The 18,287-nt window shown below is 57.7% G+C and carries 13 protein-coding genes; 6 read left to right on the top strand and 7 right to left on the bottom strand.

Annotated features, from left to right (window positions below; all coding sequences use genetic code 11):
* Positions 1–10 precede the first annotated feature (10 nt).
* Positions 11–1,708: a dihydrolipoyllysine-residue acetyltransferase gene (aceF, locus tag AC27HQ_RS00110; RefSeq protein WP_487153787.1), complete on the top strand. Its 1,698-nt coding sequence runs from the start codon at positions 11–13 to the stop codon at positions 1,706–1,708.
* Positions 1,709–2,004: 296 nt separating this feature from the next.
* On the opposite strand, the gene clpB is transcribed toward aceF, so the two are convergent.
* From clpB to rluD, 3 genes are all read right to left on the bottom strand, one after another.
* Positions 2,005–4,572, bottom strand: coding sequence for an ATP-dependent chaperone ClpB (clpB, locus tag AC27HQ_RS00115; RefSeq protein WP_487153788.1), 2,568 nt, complete (start codon positions 4,570–4,572; stop codon positions 2,005–2,007).
* Between the two features lie 442 nt (positions 4,573–5,014).
* Positions 5,015–5,746 (bottom strand): peptidoglycan editing factor PgeF, encoded by a 732-nt coding sequence (gene pgeF, locus AC27HQ_RS00120; RefSeq protein WP_487153789.1) that lies wholly within the window; start codon positions 5,744–5,746, stop codon positions 5,015–5,017.
* Positions 5,743–6,702 carry a 23S rRNA pseudouridine(1911/1915/1917) synthase RluD gene (gene rluD / locus AC27HQ_RS00125; protein WP_487153790.1) on the bottom strand — a complete coding sequence of 320 codons (960 nt, stop codon included), beginning with the start codon at positions 6,700–6,702 and terminating at the stop codon, positions 5,743–5,745. Before rluD ends, pgeF begins: the two co-directional genes overlap by 4 nt.
* A 192-nt stretch (positions 6,703–6,894) precedes the next feature.
* On the opposite strand from rluD, the gene AC27HQ_RS00130 reads away from it, so the two are divergent.
* Entirely contained in the window at positions 6,895–7,884 is a 990-nt protein-coding gene (locus AC27HQ_RS00130) for an outer membrane protein assembly factor BamD (protein ID WP_487153791.1), read from the top strand.
* Positions 7,885–7,942: 58 nt separating this feature from the next.
* On the opposite strand, the gene AC27HQ_RS00135 is transcribed toward AC27HQ_RS00130, so the two are convergent.
* Positions 7,943–9,574, bottom strand: coding sequence for an NAD+ synthase (locus tag AC27HQ_RS00135; RefSeq protein WP_487153792.1), 1,632 nt, complete (start codon positions 9,572–9,574; stop codon positions 7,943–7,945).
* A gap of 136 nt (positions 9,575–9,710) precedes the next feature.
* Between AC27HQ_RS00135 and AC27HQ_RS00140 the strand changes: the two genes are divergently transcribed.
* The 3 genes from AC27HQ_RS00140 to AC27HQ_RS00150 are packed head-to-tail and all read left to right on the top strand — an operon-like array spanning position 9,711 to position 12,903.
* A complete protein-coding gene (locus tag AC27HQ_RS00140) occupies positions 9,711–9,935 on the top strand; it encodes a PP0621 family protein (protein ID WP_487153793.1) in 225 nt (74 codons plus the stop codon).
* The gene (locus tag AC27HQ_RS00145) at positions 9,928–11,511 is read left to right on the top strand and encodes a two-component system sensor histidine kinase NtrB (protein ID WP_487153794.1); all 1,584 of its coding nucleotides are present in this window, start codon (positions 9,928–9,930) and stop codon (positions 11,509–11,511) included. The genes AC27HQ_RS00140 and AC27HQ_RS00145 overlap by 8 nt, the downstream gene beginning before the upstream one ends.
* A gap of 33 nt (positions 11,512–11,544) precedes the next feature.
* A complete protein-coding gene (locus AC27HQ_RS00150) occupies positions 11,545–12,903 on the top strand; it encodes a sigma-54-dependent transcriptional regulator (protein WP_487153795.1) in 1,359 nt (452 codons plus the stop codon).
* A 10-nt stretch (positions 12,904–12,913) separates the two neighbouring features.
* Here the strand turns inward: AC27HQ_RS00150 and AC27HQ_RS00155 are convergent, their stop codons facing one another.
* Positions 12,914–14,014 (bottom strand): NAD(P)/FAD-dependent oxidoreductase, encoded by a 1,101-nt coding sequence (locus tag AC27HQ_RS00155; RefSeq protein ID WP_487153796.1) that lies wholly within the window; start codon positions 14,012–14,014, stop codon positions 12,914–12,916.
* Positions 14,015–14,226: 212 nt separating this feature from the next.
* Between AC27HQ_RS00155 and mqo the strand changes: the two genes are divergently transcribed.
* Positions 14,227–15,708 (top strand): malate dehydrogenase (quinone), encoded by a 1,482-nt coding sequence (gene mqo / locus AC27HQ_RS00160; protein ID WP_487153797.1) that lies wholly within the window; start codon positions 14,227–14,229, stop codon positions 15,706–15,708.
* A 43-nt stretch (positions 15,709–15,751) separates the two neighbouring features.
* On the opposite strand, the gene AC27HQ_RS00165 is transcribed toward mqo, so the two are convergent.
* Positions 15,752–16,792: a M48 family metallopeptidase gene (locus AC27HQ_RS00165; RefSeq protein WP_487153798.1), complete on the bottom strand. Its 1,041-nt coding sequence runs from the start codon at positions 16,790–16,792 to the stop codon at positions 15,752–15,754.
* The gene (locus tag AC27HQ_RS00170) at positions 16,770–18,170 is read right to left on the bottom strand and encodes a YjgN family protein (protein WP_487153799.1); all 1,401 of its coding nucleotides are present in this window, start codon (positions 18,168–18,170) and stop codon (positions 16,770–16,772) included. The genes AC27HQ_RS00165 and AC27HQ_RS00170 overlap by 23 nt, the downstream gene beginning before the upstream one ends.
* Positions 18,171–18,287 lie beyond the last annotated feature (117 nt).

Raw genomic sequence — 18,287 nt, forward strand, 5'->3', positions numbered from 1 at the left:
GGAGAACGCCATGAGTGAAGTGATCAAAGTACCCGGCATCGGCGACGGTGCGGGCGAAGTCATCGAGATACTGGTCAAGGTCGGCGACAAGGTCGAGGCCGAGCAGAGCCTGGTCACCCTGGAGTCGGACAAGGCCAGCATGGAAATTCCCTGCCCCAAGGCCGGCACGATCAAATCGATCAAGGTCAAGATCGGCGATAGCCTGAAAGAGGGCGACGCGCTGATTGAGCTGGAATCCAAGGCTGCCGAAGGCGGCAAAGAGAAGGGGACGGAGAAAGCGGATACCGATCAAGCAGAAGCGGCCTCCGGCCACCAGGACGAGAAACCGAAAGCCGACAAAGGCAGCGAAAAAGCCGCCGGAGATAGACAGGCCGCCAGCGACAAGCCCTCTTCTGGCAGCTCGGTGCAGCCGGTAAAGATTCCCGATCTCGGCTCGGACAGCAAAGCCAAGGTCATCGAGATTCTGGTGAAGAAAGGCGACAGCGTAGAAGTCGACCAGTCGCTGATCGTACTGGAGTCCGACAAGGCCAGCATGGAGATCCCCTCCCCGGTCGCGGGCACTGTCGAGTCGGTGGGGATCAAGCAGGACCAGGACGCCGGAACCGGCGATCTGATCCTGCATATGAAGGTCGCAGGCGAGGCGCCTAAAGCGTCAGACGCATCTGAAAAGGCTGATAAATCTGGCAAGGAGAGCAGCCCAAAAGCGGATAGCGGCTCAGGGAACAAAGCCGCTGAAAAAGCCGAGGATGCCGAACAGACCGAGGCGCCACCGCCGGTTGGTGGGCCCAGCCGCGAAGGCACCAAGGTGCACGCAGGCCCGGCCGTACGCCTGCTCGCCCGTGAGTTCGGGGTCAATCTGGCCGAGGTCAAACCCAGCGGCCCCCGCGAGCGCATTCTCAAGGAAGACCTGCAGAACCATGTCAAATCGGTGATGAAGCACAGCAAGAGTTCACCTGCTGTGGCGAATGGTTCAGGCATACCCGCCGTACCGGAAATCGACTTCAGCCGCTTTGGCGAAATCGAGGTCAAGGACATGACCCGGCTGCAGCAGATCGGCGCGGCCAATATCCACCGCAGCTGGTTGAACGTGCCGCACGTAACCCAGTTTGATCTGGCCGATATCAGCGAACTGGAAAACTTCCGCAAGGACCAGAAGGCCGTGGCAGACAAGGCCGGCGTCAAGCTGACCCTACTGCCCTTCCTGCTCAAGGCCTGTGCCCACCTGCTGCGCGAGCAAGCGAATTTCAACGTCTCATTGGCGACCAACGGCAAGCAACTGATCCACAAGCACTACGTGCATATCGGCTTTGCCGTGGACACGCCTGATGGCTTGATGGTCCCGGTAATCCGCGATGTGGACAAGAAGAGCCTGCTGCAACTGGCTGGCGAGGCCGCAGAACTGGCAGACAAGGCGCGCAACAAGAAACTGGCTGCCGACGGCATGCAGGGCGCCTGCTTTACCATCTCCAGCCTGGGCCATATTGGTGGCACTTACTTCACGCCGATAGTCAACGCCCCGGAAGTGGCAATCCTTGGCGTCTCCAAGGCAACCCTGCAACCGGTGTGGGATGGCAATGCATTCCAGCCGAAATTGATGCTGCCGCTATCGCTGTCCTACGACCACCGCGCCATCAACGGCGCCGCGGCCGCGCAGTTCACCAAGCGACTTGGGGAATTGCTGGGGGATATCAGGTCGATGCTGTTGTAAGCCCGTCTGAACTGTCCCGTTCCCTCTTGAACCAAGGAGTGACGCACTGGCCAAGATCGCGGTCAAGCCCGCTCCTACAGAGATAGCGCAGGGTTATATGTAGGAGCGCGCTTGAGCGCGAACAGGCAGCGTGCAGACTGACTCAGATAAACCCCGTTTGCGTTACAAGCACCCTCCCTGCATGGAGTTTAGGGTTATGTGTAGGAGCGCGCTTGAGCGCGAACAAGGCAGGTTGCAGCCAGGCCCGGATACCCAACCCCCATTCGCGGTCAAGCCCGCTCCTACTGGGACACATGCTAGCTGGTGAAGACGAAGGCATCATCCTCAACCTTGGCCTTGATGGTCACCCCCGGCGCGAAATCGCCTGCCAGGATACGCTGCGCCAGCGGGTTCTCGATCCAGCGCTGAATCGCACGCTTGAGCGGACGCGCGCCATATACCGGGTCGTACCCGACGGCTATCAGCTTCTCCAGCGCCTCGTCGGTCAATTCCAGCTTCAGCTCGCGCTCGGCCAGGCGCACGCCCAGACGCTGCATCTGGATCCCGGCGATACCGGCAATCTGCTCCTTGCCCAGCGGCTCGAATACCACCACCTCATCGATCCGATTAATAAACTCCGGACGGAAGTGCTGGCCGATGGCATCCATCACCGCGGCATGCTGCGCCTCGGTATCACCGACCAGCTCCTGGATCTGCGCTGAACCCAGGTTCGAGGTCATAACAATCACGGTATTGCGGAAGTCCACTGTACGACCCTGACTATCAGTCAAACGGCCATCTTCGAGCACCTGCAGCAGCACGTTGAAGACATCGGGGTGGGCCTTCTCGACCTCGTCCAGCAGGATCACCGAATAGGGCTTGCGCCGCACCGCTTCGGTCAGATAACCGCCCTCTTCATAACCGACATAACCCGGAGGCGCGCCGATCAAGCGAGCCACCGAATGCTTCTCCATGAATTCGGACATATCGATCCGCACCATGGCCTCTTCGGTATCGAAGAGGAACTCGGCCAGCGCCTTGCACAGTTCAGTCTTGCCCACCCCGGTCGGCCCGAGGAACATGAAGGAGCCGCTGGGCCGGTTCGGGTCACTCAAACCCGCACGCGAGCGGCGTACCGCGTTGGACACCGCCACCACGGCTTCATGCTGGCCAATCACCCGCTTGTGCAGGCCCTCTTCCATGCGCAGCAACTTGTCGCGCTCGCCTTCGAGCATCTTGGACACCGGAATACCGGTCCACTTGGATACCACTTCAGCGATTTCTTCCTCGGTCACCTTGCTGCGCAGCAATTGGTTCTCGGTCGGACCGTGCTGCTCGGCCATCTGCTGGCTGCGTTCAAGGTCGGGAATGATGCCGTATTGCAGTTCCGCCATGCGGTTCAGATCGCCCTTGCGGCGGGCGGCCTCAAGTTCCTGACGGGCCTGCTCGATTTTTTCCTGGATCTGCGCCGAACCCTGCACGTCGGCCTTCTCAGCCTTCCAGATTTCCTCAAGGTCGGCATACTCGCGCTCCAGCCGGACAATATCCTCCTTGAGTTTCTCCAGGCGCTTGAGCGCCGCATCGTCTTCTTCCTTCTTCAGCGCTTCACGCTCGACCTTGAGCTGAATCAGGCGCCGTTCCAGGCGGTCCAGCACCTCCGGCTTGGAATCGATTTCCATACGAATGCGGCTGGCCGCCTCGTCGATCAGGTCAATGGCCTTGTCCGGCAATTGCCGGTCAGTGATATAACGGTGACTGAGCTTGGCTGCTGCAATAATGGCGCTGTCGGTGATCGCGACTTTGTGGTGCACCTCGTAGCGCTCCTTCAGGCCGCGCAGAATGGCGATGGTATCCTCTTCAGAGGGCTCATCGACCAGCACCTTCTGGAAGCGCCGCTCCAACGCCGCATCCTTTTCGATGTACTTGCGGTACTCGTCCAGTGTGGTCGCGCCGACACAGTGCAGCTCGCCACGGGCCAGCGCCGGCTTGAGCATATTGCCGGCATCCATCGAGCCCTCAGCCTTACCCGCGCCAACCATGGTGTGTAATTCGTCGATAAACAGAATGACCCGACCTTCCTGCTTGCCGAGTTCATTCAAGACCGCTTTCAGGCGCTCCTCGAACTCACCACGGAATTTGGCTCCGGCAATCAGCGAGCCCATATCCAGTGACAGCAAGCGCTTGTCTCGCAGGCCGTCGGGCACCTCGCCATTGATGATGCGCTGCGCCAGGCCTTCGACAATAGCCGTCTTGCCCACGCCTGGTTCGCCGATGAGTACCGGGTTGTTCTTGGTCCGGCGCTGCAGTACCTGAATGGTCCGACGGATTTCGTCATCGCGGCCAATCACCGGGTCAAGTTTGCCCTCCTCGGCCTTTTTGGTCAGATCGACGGTGTACTTGTCCAATGCCTGGCGCGACTCTTCCGCATTCGGGTCATTCACCGACTCACCACCCCGCAGGTTGCTGATGGCATTTTCCAGGGCTTTTTTCGAGACACCCTGGCCCAACAGGATCTTGCTGACCGCCGAGCTGCCCTCCATCGCCGCCAGCAGTACCAGTTCGCTGGAAATAAACTGGTCATTGTTTTGCTGGGCCAGTCGATCAGCCTGATTCAGCAAACGACCGAGATCCTGGGACATGCTGATATCGCCGGTCGGGTTGCTAATTGTGGGCAACTTATCCAGTGCATCGATCAGCGCCGCGCGCAGGGCATTGGTGTCAAAGCCGACCTGCCGCAGCAGTGGTTTGACTGACCCCTGCTGTTGATCCAGCAGTGCCAGGATCAGATGTAGGGGATCGATCTGGTTATGGTCACGGCCAACAGCCAATGACTGGGCATCGGACAGGGCTACCTGAAGTTTGCTGGTGAAACGGTCAATGCGCATGATCTGCCATCCTGTCTTGATAATCGCCGCCAGTTGGCCAACGATTTAGTTCAATGAGTATGGACTATAGATAGGGCTGATTATTGACCTTTCAAGGGAAGAAAAATTGATCAGAGTCAAAATATTGTCGGATTTATCTTCAACGATCGGGAATTCCGAGCTGTGCAATAGCATCTCGAGCGGGGGTTCCACGTCCGCAGGTAGCAGCGGCGGCACCGCCCCGAAGGACAAGAGCCTCCCTGGGAAGGCCGAGTTCCATCTCGGCCATCGTTGTGGGTGGCTAACACCGTTGTGCCGAGGTGGAACTCGACACCCCCAGGAGGATGCCTGCAACCACTGAGGATTGATTGAAAGCACATACCCCGGCAAAGTCTCCAGCAGCCAGGCAAAAGCCAGCTTTTACTCATTCAAGCAACAAGAGAGCAAACAGGCCGCCTGATTTTCAGTGTTGATCGAGCCAGATAAGCGACGCCATGCGACCCGTCTGGCCATCGCGCCGGTAGGAATAAAAACGCTCAGGGTCACTATAAGTACATAGCCCACCGCCACTGATATAACCCACACCACAACGCTCCAGCCGCTGCCGGGCCAGAGTAAAGATATCAGCCAGATAATGGCCAGGCCGGTTCTGCACAAAGGCCAGCTCGGCCTCGGGATGCTCGGCGATAAAGGCACTACGTACCTCTTCACCCACCTCAAAGGCCTGCGGACCAATTGCTGGCCCAAACCAGGTCAGCACCTCTTCCGGAGCACAGTCCAGCGCCAGCAGGGTTTGCTCCAGCACACCGGCCAACAACCCGCGCCACCCGGCATGTGCGGCAGCAACGCGCGTGCCGTCACGGCGACAGAACAAAACAGGCAGGCAATCGGCAGTCATGATGCAACAGGCCAAACCGGGCGTGTCGGTCCACAGCGCATCCGCAGTAAGCACCCGCTGTGCGGTGGCGGGCACCACGGCCGTGCCATGCACCTGGTGCAGCCAGGCCGGCATGCAACCCAGTTCAGCGGCCAACAGAGCACGGTTATGGGCTACATGGGCGACGTTATCACCGACATGATCGCCCAGATTCAAACCTTGCCAAACGCCCGCACTGACACCGCCTGCGCGGGTCGTCAGACAGGTTCGCACACCCGCTGGCGCGGGCCAGTCAGCCTGCAACCAATGACTGATCATTCACCCAACTCGCCATCTTCGCGCAGCAACTCCAGCAGCGTGACCATATCCTGCGGCAGCGGCACCTCCCAACGCATGGGCCGGCCATCGTCAGGATGCTCCAGTTCAAGGCGTCGTGCATGCAGCGCCTGGCGCGGGAACTCGCGCAACATGGCAATCAGCTCCTTGGTCGCGCCGGCGGGAATGCGCAAGCGCCCGCCATAGGTCTGGTCGCCCACCAAAGGGAAGTTGATATAACTCATGTGCACGCGAATCTGATGAGTGCGGCCGGTTTCCAGCTTGACCTTGACGTGGGTGTGCGCGCGGAAGCGACTGATAACCCGATAGTGGCTGACCGCTTGTTTACCACCGACCATCACCGCCATTTTTTGGCGGTTGGTGCCGTGCCGGGCAATCGGTTGGTCGACCTTGCCACCAGCCGTCATCACACCAACTACCACGCACTCGTATTCGCGGGTAACGGTACGATTCTGCAACTGGTTGACCAGATCGTTCTGCGCTTCAAGGGTTTTTGCCACCACCATAAGGCCCGTGGTGTCCTTGTCCAGGCGGTGCACAATGCCCGCGCGCGGCACCTTGGCCAAGTCAGGGGCATGGTGCAACAGCGCATTCAGCAAGGTGCCATCGGCATGCCCGGCCGCCGGATGCACAACCAGCCCCGCAGGCTTGTTGATGACCAGCAAGGCATGGTCCTCATACAGAATATCCAGATCGATGGCCTCGGCCTGCCACTCACCCTGAATTTCACGCTCGGCGTCCAGCTCAAGCTTTTCGCCACCAAATACCGTGTCACGGGGCCGCACACTGCGCCCGTCCAGAGTGAGGCTGCCATCCTTGATCCAGCCCTGCAAACGCGAGCGGGAAAAATCGGGGAACAATTGGGCCGCCACTTGGTCAAGGCGTTGACCGCCACTCTCGGGGGTGACTTGGGCAGACAGGCGGATACGATCAGACATGCGGAACTCACTGGAAGGCGCCGGGGCGCAATGGCAAAGCTGAATCCTTTTTGGTTTCGGCTCCACGCTGTGGTTAAATACGGCTACTTTGCAGCCGGTAACCGGGCTGACCGGCGGACTGCAAACAGGTCCCAACTATAACAGGACGGCTGTCCGGGCAACAGCACGAGGTCGTCCATCCGGAAATCAACTATGTCGATGAAACACCTTCTGCTGGTCGGTTTGCTTGCCCTTCTGGCCGCTTGCTCCTCAAACGTCGTGCTCGACGAGTCGCTCAGTGAGTCCGAACTCTATCAGCTGGCTCAGCTGGATCTGGATGCCAACAGTTACGCGGCAGCAATTGAGAAGCTTCGGGCACTCGAGTCACGCTATCCTTTCGGTCGCTTTGCCCAGCAGGCCCAGCTCGAGCTGATTTACGCCTACTACGAGAATATGGAGCCTGAGGCATCCAAATCTTCGGCTGATCGTTTTATTCGTCTGCACCCCCAGCACCCCAACGTCGACTATGCCTACTACATGCGCGGCATGGCCTCGTTCAACCGTGACCGGGGTATCTTTGAGCGCTTTCTGCCATTGGATATGACCCGCCGCGATCCTGGCGCCGCACGTGACTCCTTCAATGAGTTCGCCCAACTGGTGAGTCGCTACCCGGACAGTCGTTATGCCCCGGATGCACGACTGCGCATGGTTTATCTGCGTAACCTGCTGGCCGCCTATGACGTGCATGTGGCCCATTATTACCTGAAGCGTCAGGCCAATCTGGCTGCCGTCAACCGCGGTCGTTACATCGTCGAAAATTTCCAGCAGACACCTTCGGTGGCTGACGGACTGGCCATCATGGTCGAAGGCTATCAGCGTCTGGCCATGCCTGATCTGGCTGATACCGCCCTGCTGACATTGCAAATGAACTACCCCGAGCACCCCAGCTTGAGCAGCGGCGAATTTCGCCACCATGTTGAACCTGCCAAAGCTGAAGCCGGACGCTTTCGCAGCATGACCACAGGTTTACTGGACAAGGTATTGACGCCGCCCTCGCGCAACCAGGGCACGCAGATGGAGCGCGAAATGCAGGCACAATATCGCAATGCCCTCGATGCCCTGCCAGCGGATATTCGCGCCCCAGCAGATGAAGCCCCGTCGCGCTCAATCTGGAGCAGAATCACCTTCGGGCTGTTTGACTAAGTATTGAAAAACCGGCCCAAAGGCCGGTTTTTTTATCCTGCAAGGATCAGATTCGTGCCTAGTCTTCCACAGCCCAACCTGATGTGATCGGATAACGGCGGTCGCGACCAAAGCCTCGTTGGGTAATACGGGGCCCCACTGCCGCCTGTCGACGCTTGTACTCATTGCGATCAACCAGTTTGACCACCCTGTGTACCACATCCTGATCAAACCCCGCTGCGACAATGGCGCTGGCTGACAAGTCATGCTCTACATAGAGGCGAAGGATTTCATCGAGCTCAGGATAGGCCGGCAACGAATCTGCATCCTTCTGATCCGGCGCCAACTCGGCAGAAGGCGGGCGATCAATGACCCGCTGCGGGATCACCGGACCAAGCCGATTACGGTACTCCGCCAAACGGAATACCAGTGTCTTGGGGACATCCTTGAGCACATCAAAACCACCCGCCATGTCGCCGTATAGCGTGGCATAACCCACCGCCACTTCGCTTTTGTTACCCGTGGTCAACACCAGCGCGCCGGTTTTATTCGACAGTGCCATCAGCACGACACCCCGGCAGCGCGACTGCAGGTTTTCCTCGGTGGTATCGCGCGGCAACCCGGCAAATACCGGCTCCAGGATCTGCATGAACGCCTCAACCATGGGCGCGATAGACAGTACTCGGTAGGTAACCCGCTGAGTACGTGCCTGTGCTTCGGCATCCTCAAGGCTCATGCTGGAGGTGTAATGATAGGGCATCATGACGGCTTCGACGCGGTCCGGGCCAAGAGCATCAACGGCAATTGCCAGGGTCAGCGCCGAGTCGATTCCACCCGAAAGCCCCAGCAGTACACCTCTGAAGCCTGTTTTACCAATATAGTCGCGCACCCCGACAACCAGCGCTTGATAGACGCTGGCCTCAAGCTCAGGCAATGGCGCCAGACTGCCCTGACGCAATTGCACCCGATGATCGTCATACAGGACATCAACCGGGTACAAGCCCTCGACATAGGCTGGCGCACGTAGCGCCACCCTGCCGTCGGCCTGCATAGCCACCGAGCCACCGTCAAAGACCAGCTCATCCTGGCCGCCGACCTGGTTGACATAAATCACCGGCATACTGCCTTCGCTGCAGCGCTCGCGCAGCACGTCTTCGCGCTCAGCCTGCTTGCCCATGTGAAAGGGCGAGGCATTCAGATTCAACATCAGCCTGGCTCCGGCGGCATGGGCCTGGGCCATGGGCGAGGGCTGCCAGATGTCCTCACAGATACTCAAGGCCACGGGCAGACCGTCGATATCCAGCACACTGGGGCTGTCGCCCTCAGCGAAATAACGCTTTTCATCAAACACCTTGTAATTGGGCAGATGCTGCTTGCTGTAATGGGCCAGCAGGCTGCCATCGGCAATCACCGCAGCACGGTTGTAGCAAAGGCCCTTTTCCTGCCAGGGATATCCCACCACCATATAAATGCCCTGTACACGCTCACATAGTTGCTGCAGGGCCCAGTCGATTCGGGCCTGCATGCTCGAACGCAACAGCAGATCTTCAGGTGGATAGCCACACAATGACAGCTCGGGAAACAGGATCACGCGGGCCTGAAGCTCATCGCGCGCCGTTATGGCGGATTCGACAATGCGCTCAAGATTGCTCCTAATATCCCCGACACGCAGATTCAACTGCGCCATCACAACGCGGAGGTTCGCGTTCATTGTCTATCTCCTGATTCAGAATGGGCATATTGTCAGGCATGCGTCTGTCGCCGGCAATCATCTACCGCGCCGCGCCCCTTTGGCGCGGCTGCGGCATGGGCTACACTGGTCCGACATTGTCAATGGATGCCACCTGATGGGCTTATTCAAACTGCTTGTTCTGATTCTGCTGATCGTCGCTGTGATGATGCTATGGCGTCGTTTCCAGGCATGGCAAAAAACCGCTGGCGGCGAGCAGAAAACCGCACTGATGGTGCGCTGCGCTCACTGCAAGCTGAACCTGCCCGAAAATCATGCCATACGCGAAGGAAAACACTGGTACTGCAGCAGCGAACACCGTGATGCCGGGCCCCATGACTGACATCAGTACCGACTCCCAGCGCCCGAGAATTCTGCGCTATTACAATATCTACCGCGTCATTCTCGGCTTTTTTCTGACTATTCTGACCAGCTCATCACTGCAGGATGGCCTGCTTGAGCTGAATAACTCAGGCTTGTATGAAAAGGCCAGCTGGTTCTATCTGTTCATCAACGTTCTCATTGCACTCTTGCTGCATCAGATCCGCCGTGATATCCACCTCTTTACCCTCTCGGTGCTCGATATCATTCTGCTCGGCGTCATCTTCTATTCGGCGGGTGGCGCTGGCAGCGGCTTTGGCAATCTACTGATCATCCCTGTGGCTGTCGGCAATATTCTGCTACATGGCCGCGTTGGACTACTGTTACCGGCGCTGGCCAGCCTGGCGATCATTTACCTGACTTTTTTCCTTAGCCTGTCTAATCCCGCCACCACCCAAAGCTACTTGCAGGTGGGGGTCATTGGCTGTATCTACTTTGCCGTCGCGCTCTTTGTGCAACGCCTGAGCAGACGCCTGCGGCAGTCAGAAAGCCTGGCCCAGCAACAAGCCGCCAGCCTTGCCAGCATGGAAAAGATCAATCAGCTGATTATTCAACGCATGCGCACTGGAATAATGGTGGTCGGCAATAACCACCAGGTATTACTCGCCAACGAGGCGGCAGCCCGCATGCTGGGCACCGACATTGCCCGTGACTCAGCGCTCAATCAGCTGTCACCCAGTCTGACCCAACGGCTCAGACAATGGCAGAGCAATCCCTCGATTCGTACCCAACCCTTCCATAACCACAGTGGTGGGACTGAAATCATGGCCAACTTCAAGCCGCTGATTTCCGAACACGATGAGACATTATTGATCTTTCTTGATGACAACACCCAGGTAGCCCAGCAAGCACAACAGCTGAAGCTGGCCTCGCTGGGCCGACTGACCGCCAGTATTGCCCATGAAATCCGCAATCCACTTGGCGCTATCAGTCATGCCGCCCAGCTTCTCAACGAATCCACGGTTATTGATGATCAGGACAAGCGCCTGGCGCAAATCATCCAGCAGCACTCCCAACGCATGAACAAGGTTATCGAAACCGTACTGGAACTCTCACGGCGGCGCGCCAGCGAGCCGCAACTGGTCGATCTGGCACTCTGGCTGGAACAGTTCAGTGAGTCATTCAGCCTCATCAATCCTGCATCAGACAACCTTGAACTGACTATTGATCAGCCTGGCATCATGACACGCATGGACCCGGGCCAGCTTAATCAGGTACTCGACAACCTTTGCCAGAACGCCTTTCGATACAGCGGCAAAGCGGGCAGCAACAGAACCATTTGGCTGAAACTGTACCTGCACCCTGACAGTGAGCTACCCACCCTCGAGATCATCGATCACGGCCCAGGTATTGCCGAGGAGCATGTTTCGCATATTTTCGAACCCTTTTACACTACCGAGTCCTCGGGCACCGGTTTGGGCCTGTATATCTCCCGCGAGCTATGCGAAAGCAATCAGGCGCGTCTCGAATACGAGCCACTGTTCCCCCGCGGAAGCTGCATGCGGATTACCTTTGCCCACCCCAAACGTCTTGTATGATTGACCACATGGACAGCAAACAGAGTCAGGCCAATGAACGATAGCAAGCAACCGCTGGTGCTCATCATTGACGACGAACCCGATATTCTTGAGCTACTGGACTTGACCCTGCAGCGTATGCAGGTCAGGACCCGCAGTGCAGTCAACGTGACCGAAGCCATGCAGCAGCTGGCGACGCAGCGCTTCGATCTGTGCCTGACCGATATGCGCCTGCCTGATGGTGATGGACTGGACATTGTCCGTCATATCCAGCTGCACCATCCGCACACCCCCATCGCCATGATTACCGCCTATGGCAGCCTGGATACGGCTATTTGCGCGCTCAAGGCGGGCGCATTTGACTTCCTGACCAAGCCGGTTGACTTGCAGCGCCTGCGGGATCTGGTCAACAGTGCGCTGCGCTTGACGCCGAGCACCGAACAGGACAGTGGACTGGTCGAGGACGATCCGATTCTTGGGATTTCACCGCCTATCCTGCAGCTGCGCAAGCAGATCAACAAACTGGCACGCAGCCAGGCCCCGCTGTATATCAGCGGTGAGTCCGGCAGCGGCAAGGAATTGGTCGCACGCCGGATTCACGCCCTCGGTTCGCGCAATGACCAGCCCTTTGTGCCGGTCAACTGCGGCGCGATCCCCTCAGAATTGATGGAAAGTGAATTTTTTGGCCACCGCAAGGGCAGCTTCACCGGCGCAGTCGCAGACAAGCCCGGACTGTTTCAGGCTGCATCGGGCGGCACCCTGTTCCTTGACGAGGTCGCCGACCTGCCCATGGCCATGCAGGTCAAGTTGCTCCGTGCCATTCAGGAAAAGGCTGTGCGTCCCTTGGGTACCCAGCAGGAAGAAGCTGTTGATATACGTCTGCTCTGTGCTACCCACAAAGATCTCGCCGCAGAAGTGGCGGCTGGACGCTTTCGCCAGGATCTGTTCTACCGGATCAACGTTATAGAGCTGCGTGTCCCGCCATTGCGCGAACGCCGTGAAGATATCCCCCTGCTTAGCCGACATATCCTTGCCAGACTGGCTGACCGTAACCAGATACCAGCGCCCGAGTTGGCGCGTGAGAGTCTCGAGTCGCTATGCAATTACCGCTTTCCGGGCAATGTCAGGGAACTGGAAAATGTATTGGAGCGGGCATTTACCCTGTGCGAAGGCCAGACAATTCGAGTCGACGATCTGCATCTTTCGGCATTGTCCAGCAACAGCAAAGGCAACCCGTCTTCAAACCTCAACGAGATTGACTCTCTGGAAGACTTCCTCGACAACATCGAGAGAACGGCGATCACTCAGGCACTCGAAGAAACCCGCTGGAACAAGACCGCGGCCGCCAAGCGCCTGGGGCTGACCTTTCGATCATTACGGTACCGCTTGAAGAAGCTCGGCCTGGAGGATTGACCCGCCTGATCTACAGCGCCTGCAGTCGATCAGCGGGGTTATAGGCGGCCGGATCAATCAGCGGTTTACTGCCACTGATCAGATCAGCCAGCAAGGCACAGGATGCCGGCGCCAGAACCAGACCATTGCGGTAATGCCCGGCATTCAACCACAGTCCGTCATAACCGGGTACGGCGCCAATAAAGGGCACGCCATCCGGCGAACCGGGTCGCAGACCAGCCCACTGCGCCACCGGCTGGTTGTCTGCCAGATCGGGCAACAAGGCCTCAGCCGAAGCACGCAGGGACGCCAGCGCCGCATCCGTAGTGCTGTAATCAAAACCGGCATGCTCCAGCGTACTGCCGATAAGAATATGGCCATCTCGTCGCGGTATGGCATAGCGGCCATCGAATAACACCATGCTCGGTAGCCAGCCCGGCGCACGACGGTAAAGCAGCATCTGCCCCTTGACCGGTTTGACCGGCAAAGCCAAGCCCAGCCCGGCCAGCCAGTCACCGCTCCAGGCACCCGCAGCCAGGACTACCGCTTCGCTCGGGATCCTTGCATCGCCGCAGCGCACACCAGAGACCCGTCCCTGTTCAATCAGCAGGCCATCGACTGGACTCTGCTCATGCAACTGAAAATGCGCGAACTGCAACAAACGCGCGCGCAACGCGCGCATCAACCTGGGGTTTCGCACATTGGCCAGATCGGCCTGCCAGAGCGCCCTGCTGTAACCCTGGCGCAACTGAGGTACCTGGCGATAAATAAAGTTCTGATCCACTTCAACAATCGGTTTGGCATGCGCTGAAGCCCATTCCAAAGCAGCTTTTTGCTCGCTATGGTCGAGCCATAGAAGGCCACAGGGGGTGAGTTCAGGATCAATGCCCGTCGTCGCAAAAAGCTGCCTGTTCAACAGCGGATAGGCGACCTGGGAGGCCTCGGCCAATGCACTGACCGGTTCAACATAACGCCATGGGTAGAGTGGCGACACTATCCCGCCCCCGGCCCAGGATGACTCCTGACCGGTCAAGCCTTTATCGAACAGGGTTACTGCGTAACCCCGTTCCAATAAATGCAGTGCTGTCAAACAGCCAATAACCCCCCCACCTACAACGCTCAGTCGTTCCATATCCTGCCCCGTCAATCTGCACACCAATCAAACCCGATCAGCATAAAGCAGTGACCCAGGCATCGCCATGATTCAGAACAAGGATGAAAATGAAAAAATGTGTTAATAAAAAAAAGCGCAAGATATACCTTTGGACAGGTGTTCGAGAGTGTTACTCGCTGTGATTAAACGGTATTATTGAGACAGATTTTCATGCAAGAGGCGACATGTTAATGACCGCAAGCAACGTAGACGTTTTGCTGGTCGGAGGTGGCGTCATGAGCGCCACTCTGGGAATGTTGCTCAAACAGTTGGATCCAGCCATGACCATTACCCTGGTCGAGCGTCTGGACCACGTTGCCCACGAAAGCACGGATGGCTGGAACAACGCGGGAACAGGCCATGCTGGCTACTGTGAGCTGAACTACACCCCGGAAGCCCCCGACGGCAGCATCAATATTGATCGAGCCCTGGCTATCAATGCCTCCTTCGAGGTGACTCTGCAGTTCTGGACCTATCTGGTAGAGCAGAAGATACTTCCGGCGCCGCCGACATTCATCAATCCGACACCACACCAGAGCTTTGTCTGGGGCGACAAGGACGCGGCCTTTTTGCGCAAACGCCATGCCCTGCTCAGCGCCCACCACCTTTTTGCAGAGATGCAATACAGCGAGTCAGCCGAGGAAATCCGCGATTGGATGCCGCTGGTGATGGACCAGCGCGATGCCAAGCAAACCGTGGCAGCAACCCGTGTCAACCACGGTGCTGACGTCGACTTTGGCTCATTGACCCGCAGTATGGTCAAACATCTTCAGCAACTGGACGCCTTTGAACTGTGTCTGAGCCATTCAGTGCACAGCTTGAAAAAGAGCAAGCAAGGTCACTGGCGTGTTGCCGTCGAGGATGACAAAACCGGCGAAGAGAAAACCATCAATGCCAAGTTTGTGTTCATCGGTGCCGGCGGCGGCTCACTGCCGCTGCTGCAGAAATGTCATATCGATGAAAGCGAAGGCTATGGTGGTTTTCCGGTAAGTGGTCAGTGGCTGGTGTGCAAGAAGCCTGACATCGTTCAGCGACATCACTCCAAGGTCTACGGCAAGGCTCCGGTTGGCGCTCCGCCGATGTCAGTACCGCATCTGGATACTCGCATCATCAACGGTGAGCCGGCCCTGCTCTTTGGTCCTTTTGCCGGTTTCACCACCAAGTTCCTGAAAAAAGGCTCGGTCTTTGATCTGATCAGCTCGGTCAAAACCAGTAATCTGGCACCCATGATGGCCGTTGGCCGAGACAACATGGATTTGACGCGCTATCTGATTGCCGAGTCCTTTCAGTCGCACAAGGACAGGGTCGCCTCCCTGCGCAACTTCTTTCCTCAAGCGACAGAAAAGGACTGGGCGTTGCAGGATGCGGGCATGCGCGTGCAGATCATCAAGAAGGACGCCCAAGGCCATGGCAAACTCGAGTTCGGCACTGAACTGGTAGCGGCCAAGGACGGCAGCCTGGCAGCGCTGCTGGGTGCGTCACCCGGCGCGTCTACCGCAGTTCATGCAATGATCGACGTTCTGGAGCGCTGCTTCAAGGATCGGATGGCCAGCCCTGAATGGCAAAGTCGCATGCGCGAACTGGTGCCCTCTTACGGCCAATCATTGATCGATGACGCCGCGTTGCTGAAGCAGGTTCGCGAACGCACACTGCGCACGCTCAACCTGCACTGAACCTTTCCCTGCAGCCTGATATCAGGCTGCAGGGAATACCTTTTTATTCCTCAAAAGCCCTTATGCGCTCCGGTGTTGGCGGGTGCGTTGAAAGAAAATCACCCACCCCACCCTCTTCCGAGGCATCACTGTCCAGTCGCCGCATGATATTGGCAAAGTGCACCGGGGGCAGCCCGTGATCACGCATGAAAGCCAGCGAGAAGGCATCCGCCTCACGTTCCATAGCCCGCGAATAACTCATACTGGCAATCAGTGCCGGCAAGACCGTAGACAGATCCGAGGCCGCTGACAAATCACCACTGATGGCGAACACCAGCCAAAGCGCCAGGGAGCTCTGGATAGCGCTGCGTAAACTGTGTCGATGCACCACATGGCCCACTTCGTGCGCCAGGATGGCCACCAGCTCCTCATCCTGTTCAGCCAGGGTCAGCAGATCATCGGTAAACACCACGATGCCACCCGGCAAGGCAAAGGCATTGGCGCCAAACGTATCACTATCGCGAAAAAGGACCGTCAGACTTTGCTCGGGCTGACGTTCTGCAAGGGCCGCAAGATAGGGTTCAAAGGCGTCTCGCACCTCTGCCAGCCGCGCGTCATCGAGTTGACTGGGCGACATGTACAGGCGCTCCATGGCCTCCAGCGTCTGCTTACCCATCTCCACTTCCATGCTGACTGGAATCTGGTTGGCAACCACCTTGGATAACCAGGGAATACCGAATACCAGACTACCTGCCAGCACCGCGAGCACAATGACGGCACTGATCAGGATAAGCCGCAGATTGCCCTCGAGTCGCTGCAAGCCACCGCCGGCACCGGGCACCTTGGTGGCGCGGGCCAACGCCATGAGTCCGGCCTGATCGGCCGACTCAAAAACACCACCCTGCTCCAGACTGAGATAGCTGCGTGCCTTGCCGACCTGGACACCCAAACGCAGTTCGCTGACGGCCAGCACCAACGACTGGTCTGCATAGCTCAGACAAAGACTCTGCCCCTGCCGCGACAGTTGCGCAGCAAAACCCTGGCTACGCTTGCCGTCAAAGAACAGCCCACTGACAGTCGGCTCAGATGAAGGAGACGCCAACATCAAAGGCTTCTCCCAATTCCTGTCCCAGCGCACTGGTACGCTCGGTTTCTGCGGCAATGAAATGGTCAAGATCACCGCTGACTTCAAGCTGGGTACAACTCATCATGTACTGCGCCATGCGCACCTTGGCCCAGGGTGTGTAAAGCCCCAGAGTAAGCACAACCAGGATGCTGTTGGTCATGAAAATCCAGAGTATTCTGCCCTTGCCAAGGTTTGAATGCAGGTTGTGCATACCCAACACCGTCGAGCCAAGAATCAGATTCTGCAAACCCGCCATGAAATACCCAAACAGCACCAGGTAACCTGCAAACAGGACCGGCATACCCAACCAGGGCGAAATAGCAGCACTCAAGGCAGAAGAAACCACGCCAAAGCCCGCAGCGATCAGCATCAGCTTGAGGAAGAACAGAAAAAAGTCGCCAGCGCTGGCCTTGAGTCTGAACGGCATGGTGCCAAAATAGGTGTTATCAATCCGCCAGGCCTGAGCCTTGTACATGCTCAGAGGGAAGGCCAGGAAAAGTGTCAGCAATGCCACCAGTGGCCAGACAAAGAGGACCATGCAGGCGCCGCCATAAGTGCCATTGAAGTTGAACCGGATATTGCGCCAGGCACTATTGACCGCATGAAACTTCAGACTCCGCACAACAATCCACGGCAGCAGAGGAAGGAACAGCAAAACAAGAATCAAGCCCGCAATCGGATAGAACTCGGACGCGACAGCCCAGATGATCACGGCGACAATCGCAACTAGGCGACCACGGAAAATCACCCAGGGATCGGCCAGATACTGGAAGCTGCTGCCATCGAGCTCGGTATGCCCATAGAAATACTGCGCATTACGCACCTTGGCCCAGGGGGCGTAGAAACCCAGGGTCACTATCATCAATAGAATATTGACGATCCAGATACCAAAGTACTCGCTACCGTTACCGGTAAAACGGATAGGCTCGATGCGCCTTTCAACAGGCACCTCAGTGGCGTGGCTGCGGGTTGGTTCGCGGGCGCTGAAACGCTCCGTGTCCGTAGCCGGTTCCGCAGCCTGAGCGCGCATGGCGGGGGCAGCATGCCAGGTACCAGGGGACTCATCCTGCTCGGCTTTTGCGGCAGCCTGGGCGAGATCAGGGGCGTCATCGGAGGGCATCAAGGCCAGCTCCATCTCGATTTCAACCAGCAGACCAGCAGCCTGCAAGCGCTGTTGATATTTCAGCGCCTGATCACGGCTCAGGTTTCGCTTGATCGTGGCTGGCCTCAGAGCCGTCAGGCTGGACGCCTGCGCTTCATTCATGCCCAACTGAATCAAGCCGGCCTTGGCCGCTTCCGGCGTCACACCTTCAACCAGATGACCTGCAAAATACACCCGATAATTCTGTATTGTCATTGTCTACCGTCCGCTGGAATAAATAACGCTCGCGTCCTTGCACAGATATTCCGCCAAGCACACGCGCCAAGCTGGTTATTCAAGCAGCGCACATCAAGAGTTGCAACTGAATATTTC

The sequence above is a fragment of the Halopseudomonas sp. 4NH20-0008 genome (assembly GCF_057548395.1).